This window comes from Streptomyces sp. NPDC048290, from assembly GCF_040652095.1.
In the GTDB taxonomy this organism is placed as follows: Bacteria; Actinomycetota; Actinomycetes; order Streptomycetales; family Streptomycetaceae; genus Streptomyces.
The window spans coordinates 66646-78562 of record NZ_JBEZLM010000012.1; the positions used below are offsets into that span (position 1 = coordinate 66646).

12 protein-coding genes are annotated in these 11917 nt (G+C 75.9%); 11 read left to right on the plus strand and 1 reads right to left on the minus strand.

The window, feature by feature from the left end:
• Position 1: 1 nt before the first annotated feature.
• The 4 genes from AB0D49_RS21730 to AB0D49_RS21745 are packed head-to-tail and all read left to right on the plus strand — an operon-like array spanning position 2 to position 2637.
• Positions 2 to 910 (plus strand): hypothetical protein, encoded by a 909-nt coding sequence (locus AB0D49_RS21730; RefSeq protein ID WP_362759683.1) that lies wholly within the window; start codon positions 2 to 4, stop codon positions 908 to 910.
• Complete coding sequence (locus tag AB0D49_RS21735; RefSeq protein ID WP_362759685.1) at positions 907 to 1125, plus strand: Trm112 family protein; 219 nt, start codon at positions 907 to 909, stop codon at positions 1123 to 1125. The genes AB0D49_RS21730 and AB0D49_RS21735 overlap by 4 nt, the downstream gene beginning before the upstream one ends.
• On the plus strand, positions 1122 to 2051 hold the full coding sequence (locus AB0D49_RS21740) for an FkbM family methyltransferase (RefSeq protein ID WP_362759688.1): 930 nt from the start codon (positions 1122 to 1124) through the stop codon (positions 2049 to 2051). The genes AB0D49_RS21735 and AB0D49_RS21740 overlap by 4 nt, the downstream gene beginning before the upstream one ends.
• Positions 2023 to 2637 (plus strand): hypothetical protein, encoded by a 615-nt coding sequence (locus tag AB0D49_RS21745; protein WP_362759691.1) that lies wholly within the window; start codon positions 2023 to 2025, stop codon positions 2635 to 2637. The genes AB0D49_RS21740 and AB0D49_RS21745 overlap by 29 nt, the downstream gene beginning before the upstream one ends.
• Positions 2638 to 2676: 39 nt before the next feature.
• On the opposite strand, the gene AB0D49_RS21750 is transcribed toward AB0D49_RS21745, so the two are convergent.
• Positions 2677 to 3558 (minus strand): hypothetical protein, encoded by an 882-nt coding sequence (locus tag AB0D49_RS21750; protein WP_362759694.1) that lies wholly within the window; start codon positions 3556 to 3558, stop codon positions 2677 to 2679.
• Positions 3559 to 3704: 146 nt separating this feature from the next.
• Here AB0D49_RS21750 and AB0D49_RS21755 point away from each other — a divergent pair, with 146 nt between their 5' ends.
• From AB0D49_RS21755 to AB0D49_RS21785, 7 genes are all read left to right on the plus strand, one after another.
• Positions 3705 to 4799, plus strand: a complete 1095-nt coding sequence (locus AB0D49_RS21755) for a MerR family transcriptional regulator (protein ID WP_362759696.1) — start codon at positions 3705 to 3707, stop codon at positions 4797 to 4799.
• Positions 4800 to 4838: 39 nt separating this feature from the next.
• Positions 4839 to 5453, plus strand: a complete 615-nt coding sequence (locus tag AB0D49_RS21760; RefSeq protein ID WP_362759698.1) for a class I SAM-dependent methyltransferase — start codon at positions 4839 to 4841, stop codon at positions 5451 to 5453.
• 45 nt (positions 5454 to 5498) lie between these two features.
• Positions 5499 to 6980 carry an acyl-CoA synthetase gene (locus AB0D49_RS21765; RefSeq protein WP_362759701.1) on the plus strand — a complete coding sequence of 494 codons (1482 nt, stop codon included), beginning with the start codon at positions 5499 to 5501 and terminating at the stop codon, positions 6978 to 6980.
• On the plus strand, positions 6973 to 8397 hold the full coding sequence (locus tag AB0D49_RS21770) for a carboxyl transferase domain-containing protein (protein ID WP_362759704.1): 1425 nt from the start codon (positions 6973 to 6975) through the stop codon (positions 8395 to 8397). The genes AB0D49_RS21765 and AB0D49_RS21770 overlap by 8 nt, the downstream gene beginning before the upstream one ends.
• Positions 8398 to 8758: 361 nt before the next feature.
• Positions 8759 to 9115, plus strand: coding sequence for a CU044_2847 family protein (locus AB0D49_RS21775; RefSeq protein ID WP_362759706.1), 357 nt, complete (start codon positions 8759 to 8761; stop codon positions 9113 to 9115).
• Positions 9116 to 9128: 13 nt separating this feature from the next.
• Positions 9129 to 10829, plus strand: a complete 1701-nt coding sequence (locus AB0D49_RS21780; protein WP_362759709.1) for a trypsin-like peptidase domain-containing protein — start codon at positions 9129 to 9131, stop codon at positions 10827 to 10829.
• A gap of 67 nt (positions 10830 to 10896) precedes the next feature.
• Complete coding sequence (locus tag AB0D49_RS21785; RefSeq protein WP_362759712.1) at positions 10897 to 11910, plus strand: MoxR family ATPase; 1014 nt, start codon at positions 10897 to 10899, stop codon at positions 11908 to 11910.
• The last annotated feature ends 7 nt before the right edge of the window (positions 11911 to 11917 follow it).

The following is an 11917-nucleotide window of genomic DNA, read 5'->3' on the forward strand; positions in this document are numbered from 1 at the left end:
AGTGGCCGCGGCTCTGCTGGCGAACGTGCTGTACAGCACCGGGTTCGTGCTGGAGAAACGGGCGCTGGGGAACCTGCCCGAGGTCAGTGTGCGCCAGCCCGCGAAGCTGCTGCGGCTGGTGCTGGGCAGTCCGCTGTGGATCGTGGGGGCGCTGGCGCTGGCGGCCGGGTTCGGCGCCCAGCTGCTGGTGTACCGGACGCTGCCGATCGCCGCCGCGCAGGGCCTGTTCGTGTCCGGTCTGGTGCTGCTGGTGCTGCTGTCGTCGCGGCTGCTGGGCGAGGAGACCAGCGGCCGGGAGCGGTACGCGCTGGCCGCGATCCTGCTGGCGCTGCTGATGGTGGTGCTGTCCCTGGACGAGAGCGCCGACACGGTCGGCCGAGGCGCCCCCTACGCGCTGGTGCTGCTGGTGTGCGTGCCGTCGCTGGCCGCCGGGGTGTGGCTGTACCGGTCGGCGGAGCGCGGCGCCCGCCACCGGCACCGGCTGCCCACCACCGGCGTGGAGTACGGCGTCGCGGTGGGGCTGCTGTACGGGGTGTCCTCGCTGGCCATCAAGGGCGTGTCCGGGTATCTCACCGCGGGCGCCGGGCTCGGCGGGGCCGTCAGCGGCGTACTGCGCTCCCCGTATCCGTATCTGCTGCTGTTCACCGGCGCGTTCGGGCTGGTGCTGTCGCAGGCGGCGCTCCAGCGGTGCCGGGCCTCGCTGATCGTGCCGGTGTGCACGACGGTGACCTGTCTGTTCACGGCGGTGCTGGGCACCCTGTCGTTCGGTGAGGCGCTGCCCGGTGATCCGCTGCGGCTGGCGCTGCGGATCGCCGGGACGTGTCTGGCGGTCGCCGTGCTGCTGGCCATGCCCAAGCACGACACCGCCCCCCGACCCCCCATCGGTGCCAAGGAGTTGACCCCGCCATGAAGCCGGACGACCCGCTGCTGAGAATCCTCGCCTGTCCGCTGGACAAGCAGCCGCTGCACCTCCTGACGGAGGCGGGCGGGAACGGGGCGCTGTACAACCCTCGGCTGCGCCGCCGCTACCCGATCGTGGACGGCGTCCCGCAGTTGCTGCCGTCCTCCGGGGAGCAGATCGCCGAGGAGGAGCACCGGGAGCTGCTGAAGCGGATCGCGCGATGACGGCGGACGGGGAGGGCGCGGCGGCCGTCGGGGCGGCGCGCGGGCCGGGCGATCCGGGGTCGCCGACGGTGGCGTCCCGGGTGGCCGGGCTGCTGCCGGACCGGCTGGTCGCGGCGCTCGCGCGGGCCGTGTACCCGCGGTTCGAACCGGAGCTGTCCCGGCTCGCCGAGCTGTGCCCGGCGGACTGCGGTACGGCGGTGGACGTCGGCGGCTGGTACGGGCCCTGGACCTGGCGGCTGAGCGCGCGGGCCCGGCGGGTGGTGACCGTGGAGCCGGTGCCCCGGCTGGCCCGGCTGCTGGAGCGGACCGCGCCGCCCAACGTGCGGGTGGTGCGGGCCGCCGCCGCGGACCATCCCGGCCGGGCCCGGCTGTGGCTGCCCGCCGGGGACAGCGGGGCGCGCGGACTGTCCTCGCTGGTCCGGCGGGACGTGCACGGCCACGCGGTGCCGGTGCGCTGTGTCGCGCTGGACGATCTGGGGCTGCGGGACGTCGGGTTCATGAAGATCGACGTGGACGGCAGCGAACTGGCCGTGCTGCGCGGCGCGACCGGGCTGCTCACCCGGGACCGCCCGGCGCTCTTCGTGGAACTGGAGTCCCGGATCCAGCCGGTGGGCCCGGTGGTGGCGTATCTGCGGATGCTGGGGTACGAGGGCTGGGTGCTGCCCGGCGAGCACTGGGTGCCGCTGTCCGGGTTCCAGCTGGAGAGCCACCAGGCCGGTACCGGGCATCTGGCGTCGGTGGGGCTGGCCCGGCGGGCGCTGCCGGTGCGGCGGCGGCGCTATGTGAACTCGGTGCTGTTCCTGCCGAAGGACCGGCGGCCGGGGCACGGAGGGGGCGGTCGGGACGGACGGGGCCGACGGGTCGGGCGGGGAGAGCGGGTGCGCCACGATGGACTGTATGTCCTCGGATTCCACACCCGGCGCTGACGGCCGCTTCACCCCGCTCACCCCGCTCGATTTCCAGCTGGTGCTGCTGCGCCGGATGGCCGACCACAACCCGGACCTGGTGGACGACGCCCGGCGCGCGCTGGGCGTCTCGCTCGCCGGGATGCGGGAGGCGAACAAGCGCTGGCAGGCGATGGTCCGCTCACCGCGCTCCCGTTCCGCCGCGAGCCGCTACCGCTCGGTCCTCGGCGCCCCGGAGTCGGTCACCGCCCGCCGGGTCGGCGATCTGGACTGCGAGGCGTGGCGGTGGCCGGTGCCGCTCTGGCCGGAGCTGCGGTTCGAGGTGCTGGTCGGCCCGCAGCGGGCGGTGTGGAACGAGTGGCTGGTCCGCGCCCCGGGCGCCCCCTCACCTGCCCTGTGCCATGTGGAGGACCTCACCCCGTGGTCCTGCACGGTCGACGAGGTGGCCCGCGCCTTCCCCCCGGCCCGCCCCCTGGAGGGCACGGCCCCCACCCGCTGGGGCCTGTCCTTCACGGCCCCGGACAGGACGGGGACCCGGCGGGAGGTGACCGCCGAGTTCACGTGGGGGCTGCTCCAGCGGACGGCGGTGGGTGGGACGGGGACGTGAACGGGGACGGGGCCGGGGCCGGGGACGGGGACGAGTCGGTCAGTCCCCCTCCGCTGCCGCCCGCAGCACCGCCGCCACCACCTTCCTCACCGACTCCGGGTGCAGATCCAGGAAGAGATGGGGCTCGACCAGTTCCAGCTCCATGAGGTGCGGGCGTCCGTCGTCGCCGTCGACCAGGTCGACCCGGGCGTAGAGCAGCGGGGCGGCGCCGGGGACGGCGGCGAGGGCCTGTTCGGCGACGGCGCGTTCGGCGGCGGTCGGCTCCCAGGGCACGACCCCCGGATGCGGGGCCTTGCGGGCGTCGTAGGGGGTGCCCGGGGCGAGCACCGGGCCCTTGCGGATGGCGTGGATCAGCCGCCCGCCGAAGAACTGGAGGGCACGCTCCCCGGTGGTGTCGATGGCCCGGACGTACGGCTGGACCATCGCCGTGAAGCCCGCGGCGTGCATCCGCTCGACCTGCCGTACGGCGGTGGTGTGCTCGTCCGGGGTGTAGCGGGCGGCGAGCCGGGCGCCCGCGCCCGAGGTGGGCTTGACGACGAACTCCCCCGCGGTGGTGGGCAGTGTGACCGGATCGCCCGGGGCGAGGTACGTGGTGGAGACCGTGGGGACGCCCGCCGCCGCCAGCTCGCCCAGATAACGCTTGTCGGCGTTCCAGCGGATCACCTCCGGCGGGTTGGCGAGCCGGGTGAGCGCGCCCGCGCGGGCGGTCCAGGCGAGGAACTCCTCGGCCCGCCAGCTGTAGTCCCAGGTGGACCGGAGCACGGCGAGGCGGTACGCGCCCCAGTCGGCGTCCGGGTCGTCCCAGACGACGGCCTCGGCGTCGGCCCCGGCCGCCCGCAGCGCCGCCAGCAGCCCCGGCAGATCGGGGTCGGCGATGGTGTCGGGACCCGGCCGGCAGGTGACAAGGGCGATACGCGACACGGGGACGGTTCCTCTCCACTGCACGATCATGGGACAGCGGGCAGATTAACCATCGAACTCCCGCGCGAACAGCCCCCGCCCCCACGCTTGACCTTCACCTTCGGGCAGACCCGAGCATCGTTCCCGGAACCGGAGGAGGTTTCCAGGTGAACCACACCTTGACGATCGGCGCGTTCGCGCGGGCGTCCCGGCTGACTCCGAAGGCGCTGCGGCTGTACGACGAGCTTGACCTGCTGCGGCCCGCCCGTGTCGACCCGGCCACCGGCTACCGCCACTACACGGTGGACCAGTTGGAACGGGCCCGGCTGGTGGCGTGGCTGCGGCGGCTCGGTATGCCGCTGGCCAGGATCCGCGAGGTGTGCGCGCTGCCGCGGGCCGCCGCCGCCCGGGAGATCCGCGCCTACTGGGCCGGGGTCGAGTCGGACACGGCCCAGCGTCGCGACCTGGCCGCCTTCCTCGTGGACCACCTGTCGCACCGACCGCGGAAGGACACCGCCATGACATCACCGCTCACCCTGCGCTACGCCGCCCACTCGGACCGGGGCCTGGTGCGCCCGGTCAACCAGGACACCGCCTACGCGGGCGACCGGCTGCTGGCCGTCGCCGACGGCTACGGCCCGGCGGGCGGCCCGGCGAGCACCGCCGCCGTGGAGACGCTGAAGGCCCTGGAACGCCTGGACGAGACGGAGGTCCCGGCGGGCGATGTGCTGAACCTGCTGGAGGCGGCGGTCCAGGACGCGACGCTCGCCGTGCAGGAGGCGACGGCGGGCGGCAGCGGCGGGGACGCCGCCGGTACGACCCTCACGGCCCTGCTGTGGACCGGCTCCCACCTCGGTCTCGTCCACATCGGCGACTCCCGCGCGTATCTGCTGCGCGACGGCGGCCTGTTCCGCATCACGCACGACCACACGGTGGTGCAGTCGCTGATCGACGAGGGCCGGCTGACCCCTGAGGAGGCCGTCACCCATCCCCGGCGCGCCCTGCTCCTCAAGTCCCTCACCGGCGCCGAACGCCCTGCCCCGGACCTGCGGCTGCGCGAGGCCCGCCCCGGCGACCGCCATCTGCTGTGCTCCGACGGCCTCCCGGCGGTCGTCCCGGACGCCGTGCTGCGCACGGTCCTGGCCACCGCGGCGACCCCGCAGGACGCGGTGACGGCCCTGATCGCCGCCGCCCACGAGGCGGGCGCCCCGGACAACGTCAGCTGCGTGGTCGCCGACGTCCAGCCGAGCCCGGCGGACTGACCCCGGTACCGCGGGGGGCGGTGGGGCAGGATCGGGGGCATGTCGACCGACGGTACGGCCGCGCACGCCCGCGAGGACGGGCTCCCGCCGCTCGTCCGCCGGGCCCTCGCCGCCGCCCTCGCGCACGGTTTCGCACACTCCTGCCGCCCCGAACAGGGACGGCTGCTGCGGGCGCTGGCGGGCACCGCCCGGACGGCCGTCGGGGAGACGGGGACGGGCTGCGGGGTGGGGCTGGCCTGGCTGGCGTCGGGCGCCCGGCCCGGGGTCCGGCTGGTCAGCGTCGAACGCGACCCGCTGCGGGCCCGGATCGCGGCGGACGTGTTCGCCGGTCACCCGGACGTCACGGTCCTGACCGGCGACTGGCGGCGGATCGCCGAACGGGCCCCGTACGAGCTGCTGGTGCTGGACGGCGGAGGCCAGGGCAAGGCGCCGCACGACCCCCCGGCACCGGTCGCGGAGCTGCCGGCGCCCGGCGGGACCGTCGTCGTGGACGACTTCACGCCCGCCACGACCTGGCCGCCGTCGTACGACGGACGGCCCGACACCGCCCGGCTGCACTGGCTCACCCACCCGGTGCTCCACGCCACAGAAGTGCGGCTCGCCGGGGATCTGGTCGCCGTCGTGGGTACGTTGCGGCACAGGCCGTCCGTGTAGTGCGCGTCCACGGCCGCCCGATCGACGACGCAAGGAGTACCTCCCGTGTCCTCACTCTTCCCGGCACTGCGCCACGCGCCCGCCGAACGGCCCGCCCTGCGGTTCGGCGACCGGTCCCTGACCTACGGCGGGCTCGCGGGGGCGGCCGGGGCGGTCGCTGAGCGGGTCCGGGGCGCCCGGCGGGTCGCCGTCTGGGCCACCCCGGAGCTGGAGACGGCGGTCGCCGTCGTCGGGACGCTGGCCGCCGGGGTGGCCGCCGTACCGCTCAATCCCCGGTCGGGGGAGGCGGAGCTGACGCACATCCTCGGTGACTCCGCCCCGGACGCGGTGCTGGCCGCGCCCGGCACCGCGCTTCCCGGCGCGTTCGCCGGGGTGGCGCGGATCGACGTGGACGTCACGGCCCGGAGCGCGGCGGCCCCCGACGACGCCGACGAGGCCGCGCCCGCCCTCGTCGTCTACACCTCCGGCACCACCGGCCCGCCCAAGGGCGCGGTGCTGCCCCGCCGGGCGGTCGCCGCCACCGTGGACGCGCTGGCCGACGCCTGGCGGTGGACGGACGCCGATGTGCTGACGCACGCGCTGCCGCTGTTCCATGTGCACGGACTGGTGCTGGGCGTCCTCGGACCGCTGCGGCTCGGCGGCCCGGTCCGGCACCTGGGGCGGTTCGACACCGCCGCGGTGGCGCGGGAGCTGAACGACGGGGCGACCATGCTGTTCGGGGTGCCGACGATGTACCACCGCATCGCCGAGGCGCTCGCCACGGAGCCCGAGCTGGTGAAGGGCCTCGCGGGGGCGCGGCTGCTGGTCTCCGGGTCGGCCGCGCTGCCGGTGCGCGACCATGAGCGGATCGCCGCCGCCACCGGCCGCCGGGTCGTGGAGCGCTACGGGATGACCGAGACGCTGATCAACACCGCCGTACGGGCGGACGGCGAGGCCCGCCCCGGGACCGTCGGCGTCCCGCTGCCCGGCGTGGAACTGCGGCTGGTGGAGGACGACGGGACACCGGTCCCCGGCCCCGACGGGAGCCCGGGGTCGGAGGGGTCCGCCGGGTTCGACCCGGAGCGCGTCGGGGAGATCGAGGTGCGCGGGGCGAACCTGTTCACCGCGTATCTCAACCGGCCGGACGCCACCGCCGCCGCCTTCACCGCCGACGGCTGGTTCCGCACCGGGGACATGGCCGTGCGCGACCCCGACGGCTCGGTCCGGATCGTCGGCCGCAGGGCCACCGACCTGATCAAGAGCGGCGGCTACAAGATCGGCGCCGGGGAGATCGAGAACGCCCTGCTGGACCACCCGGGCGTGCGGGAGGCCGCCGTCACCGGGGAGCCGGACCCCGATCTCGGGGAGCGGATCGTCGCCTGGATCGTGCCCGCCGACGCCCAGGACCCGCCGTCCGACGCGGAGTTGGCCGACCATGTGACCCGGCTGCTCGCTCCGCACAAGCGCCCCCGGGTGGTCCACCGTCTGGCCGCGCTGCCCCGCAACGACATGGGGAAGATCCTGAAGCGGGCCCTCGGCCATGGCTGACCGCCGCTCCGCCCGCGCCTTCCTCGCCCTGCTGACGGACGACTTCGAGGAGATCCGGGAGATCCGGGAGTCCGGCGGCCCCGCCACCCGGCCGGGCACCGCCCCCGACGGCCCGCTCGGCTGGCACGGCTACGACGCCGCCCGCGCCCGCGCCGCCGCCCGGACCGGCGAGGAGGAGTCCGTCGTCTGCGGCACCGGACACGTCGAGGGCACCCGGGCCGTGCTGATCGCCTTCGAGTTCGGCTTCCTCGGCGGCTCGCTCGGCGCCCGTACCGGCGACCGGCTGGAGGCGGCGTACGCGTATGCCCGCGCCCACCGGCTGCCGGTGGTGCCGCTGATCGCGACCGGCGGCAGCCGGATGCAGGAGGGCATGGTCGCGCTCACCCAGCTCCAGCGGGTGGCCCGGCAGTCGGAGCTGACCCGGCAGGCCGGGCTGGCGCAGATCGCCGTCCTGCGCGACCCGACGACCGGCGGCGGCTGGGCCACGCTCGGCGCGGGCGCGGACGTGATCCTGGCGCTGCCCGGCGCGCAGGTCGGCTTCGCGGGCTCCCGGGTCCGCCCGGCGGACGCGGACCCGGCGGCGTACACCGCCGAGGCGCAGGTGGCGGCGGGCGCGGCGGACGCGGTGGTCCGCCCCGAGGAACTGCGGCCCACCCTGGGGCGCTGGCTGCGACTGCTGACGGACGGCACGCGTGACGCCGACGGCGGGAAGGAGGCACACGGCCAGGTCACCCCCGCTCCCCCGCCCGCCCCGCTCGGCGCCACCGCCCCGCCGGACACCGGCTGGGACGCGGTCACCGCCGCCCGCGCCCCGCACCGGCCCCGCGCCGACGCCTATCTGGACGCCTACTTCACCGAGCGGGCGGCGATCAGCGGCGACCGCTGCGGCGGCACCGACCCGGACGGCATGTTGTGCGGGTTCGGCACGCACGGCGGCCGGGTCGTCGCCTACGCGGCGCAGACCGGGGCCGCGACCCGGCCCGCCGGGTACCGCACCGCCGCCCGGCTGATCCGGCTGGCCGGGCGGCTGGGCATCCCGGTGCTGACGCTGGTGGACACCCCGGGCGCGGCGAACGACGCGGAGGCGGAGCGGCAGGGGGCGGGGGCGGCGATCGCGGAGGTGTTCGCGGCGGTGGCCGCCGCGCGGACGCCGGTCACCACGCTGGTGATCGGCGAGGGCGGCTCGGGCGGGGCGCTGGCGCTGGCGGCGCCCGGCGCCACATACGCCACGCCGGACAGCTACTTCTCCGTCATCGCGCCCGAACTCGCCGCGCAGATCCTCAAGCGGGGACCGGGCGAGGTACGGGCCACGGCGGACCAACTCCGCATCCGCCCACAGGACTTGGCGGCGCTGGGGGTCGTCCGGGACCGAACAGGCGATCAGTTGTTCCCTGGAACAGGTGATCGTCGCCCGTGAGGGTGGCCCGGGGCGCGTGGGGTTGACGATACTCACGGTGTGCGAGCGACGGGATGCATACCGTAGCGATGCGCAGGTCCCACACGTTCTGTGTTCTGCAAGGAGAAAGCACGATCATGAACCTTCTCACCGACATCGTCGCCTGTCTCGTCCACTTCGTCGGCTGGCTGGTCTGACGGTTCGAAGCGTCACGAAGAGTCCCGCGCGGCGCCGCCTCCCCGTCCCAGGGAGGCGGCGCCGCCGCATGTCCGGGGACCTGTCCGCCCCTCCCGGCCGGAACGGCGGGACACCGGGAAGTGACCTCCGTAAGAATGGAGTTCGTCAAGGGCGGACGCCGGTACCACGGGGGAGCGTAGGGCGCATGGATGGTCTGGTGGAGTTCACGACCGAGGACGGGGCGCGGATCGTCGTGGAGGGCGACCCGGACGACCCCGGCGCCCGGCTGGTCTCGCGCGGCGACGGTCCCGCCCAGGCGGCCCGCACGTTCGAGAGCGCGCTCGGCGGGGTACGCGCCGCCGCCGCGTCCGCGCTGCGGGTGTTCCGCGACGGCAGCCTGCAACCGGACGCGGTGGAACTGGAGTTCGGCGTCAAGCTGAGCGCCGAGGCCGGAGCGGTGATCGCCAAGGGCGCGGCCGAGGGCCATCTCGTGGTCAGGCTGACCTGGACGCCCGGGAGCGCGCCGGACCGGCCCGGCGACAGCCCGGCGACGGCCCTCTGAGGCAGGCGGCGCCATGAGGACGGACGCCTGGCACGCCAGGATCGACTGCGGCAGAGATGTCGGCGCCGGTTTCCTGATCTCCGCGCGCCAGGTGCTGACCTGCGCGCATGTCGTCCGGGGCAGCGAGGCGGCGGAGGTCACCGTCCGCTTCCCGAACCGCGCCGACCTCGGTGCCGTCCCCGCGTCCGTCGCCGTGCGCGGCGGCTGGCGGGGCGGCGCCGCCGACCCCGGCGACCTCGCCGTACTGGAGCTGGCGCGTGAGGTGCCGCTCGCCCCGGCCGAGTTCGCGCCGCCCGGCGCCGAGGCCCGGGGCGCGGAACTGGTGGCGTACGGGTTCCCCCGGGGCTACGACGAGGGGATGGTCGCCTCGTACCGGGCGCTGCCGGGGCCGCTGATCGCCGGGGAGTGGGTGCAGTTGGAGGCGCTGACCGGGCACGGGCAGCCGCTGGCGGGCGGCTTCAGCGGGGCGGCGGTGACCCTGGCCGACGGCACGGTGGTCGGGATGGTCACCTCGGTCGCGGGCGCCGCGGACACCCGGGTGGGCCGGATGCTGCCGACGGAGGTGATGGCCCGGCACTGGTACGGCCTGGGCGAGCTGGTCCCCACCGACGGCCACCGCCCGGAGCTGCGCCGCCGGCTGTACGGGCTGGTGCGGCGCGCCCGCCGGGCCGGGCTGCCGCACCGCCCCGAGCAGTTGTACGTGGAGGCGGTCGGCGAGTTCGGGCCGCCGGTGCCGCAGGGCGGCTTCGGCTCGCTGGAGCGGATGGCCGCCTATGTGCAGTGGGAGGTGGCCGATCCGCAGGCCGTGCCCCGGCTGGCCGGGCTGCTGGAGCGGCTGCTCGCCCCGGAACCGGCCCGCCCCGCGCCCGCGCCCGCGCCCGCAACCGCATCCGCATCCGCATCCGCCCCGGCCCCGGTCTGGGCGCCGATCGTCGTCGAGATCGAGCACAGCGGCGCGGGCCCCGACCAGGTCACCGTCGAGGTCTTCGCCTACCGCGACGGGCACCGCCGCCCGGTCGGGGCGGGCCGGCTGCCGCGCGGCGGGGTGCGGGCGTACGTCCAGGAGCGGGTGGACGAGGCGTTCACCCAGCTCGCGCCGGACGCCGACGAGCTGCTGGCGTTCGTGCTGCCGCGCGATCTGCTGAACGAGCCGGTCGCCCGCTGGGCGCGCGGCGCCGACGACCCCACCCCGCTGGGCTGCGCCTACCCCCTGGTGGTCGCCGACCGCTCCCGGCACCGCAGCGGGGGGCTGCGCCACCAGCTCACCCGGAAGTGGCGGCACCTGGACGCCGACCCGGGCACCGCCCCGCACCGGATCGCCTGCGACACCCCCGAACGCCCGCCGGGCCTGCGCAAACGGCTGCGGGACGACGCCGTGGGGATGGTCGCGTACAGCAGCGCGCCCGGCGCCGCCGGACCGCACTTCGAGGTCGGGCTGCACGCGCCCGTACCGGTGCTGCTGTGGCCGCGCTCGGGCTGCCCCGGTCCCGGACACCCGGGCGACTGCGCGGGCGGCGCCTTCCTGGACCTGCTCGCCGCGTCCGTCCGGGACGTACCGCCCGCGGCGCTGCCCCGCCATCTGCTCGCCCTGCGCGAGACCGCCGCGGCCGACGACGACCCGGACGGACACTGGGCCCATGACGTCCAACTGCTGTGGGACGATCCGCGCTGCTTCCCTGAGCCGAGGGCCTGCGACCACTCCCCGGTGGCCTGACCGGACCGGGACCCGGGGAAGACACGGACGACCAGCGAGACCGGAGACACGAGAGGACGCGCGTTCCATGCCCCTGTGGCCCGTCTACACCGGCACCAACGAGCCGCACGACGGCATCGACAGCCTGCCCGGCCCCCCGCCCTGGCGGGCCTTCGACGGCGGGCCGCCACTCGATCCGCCCGCCGAGTCCGCCGACCTGTCGGCCGGGTCCCCCGACCGCACCCATCGCGCCGAGACCTACCAGGCCACCGCCGAGACCGTGCAGTTGGTCAACGCGGCCCTGTATCTGCGCCGCCCGCTGCTGGTCACCGGCCCGCCCGGCACCGGCAAGTCCTCGCTCGCCTACGCCGTGGCCCGCGAGCTGCGGCTCGGCCCGGTACTGCGCTGGAACATCACCAGCCGCAGCGCCCTGCACGACGGGCTGTACCAGTACGACCCGCTGTCCCGGCTGTACGCGGCCCGCCGCGCCGCCCCGGACGACGGCGAGGGCGGCGAGGGCGTGGAGCACCATCTGCGGCTCGGCCCGCTCGGCACCGCACTGCTGCCGCACGTCCGGCCCCGGGCGCTGCTGATCGACGAGATCGACAAGAGCGACCTGGACCTCCCCAACGATCTGCTGAACGTGCTGGAGGAGGGGCAGTACGAGATCCCCGAGCTGGTCCGGGCCGCCCGGGACACCCCGATCGCCGAGGTGCTGGCCGACGGCACCGACGCCCGGGTGCCGGTGGAGCGGGGCCGGGTGCGCTGCCGGGCGTTCCCGTTCGTGGTGCTGACCAGCAACGGGGAGCGGGAGTTCCCGCCCGCGTTCCTGCGCCGCTGTGTCACCCTGCGGCTGCGCCAGCCCGACGAGGCGCAGCTCGCCGGGATCGTCCGCGCCCACCTGGGCGAACCCGACGCGTACGCCCGGCAGTTGATCGAACGGTTCCTGTCCCGGGTGGGCGGCGGCGACCTCGCCACGGACCAGCTCCTGAACGCCGTCTATCTGGCGGGGGCCGCCGACCTGGACGCCGGATCGCTGGACGAGCTGGCGGAGCGGCTGATGCCGTATCTGGGACAGGGCTTGGGGACGGATGCCTTCTGAGGGGGGC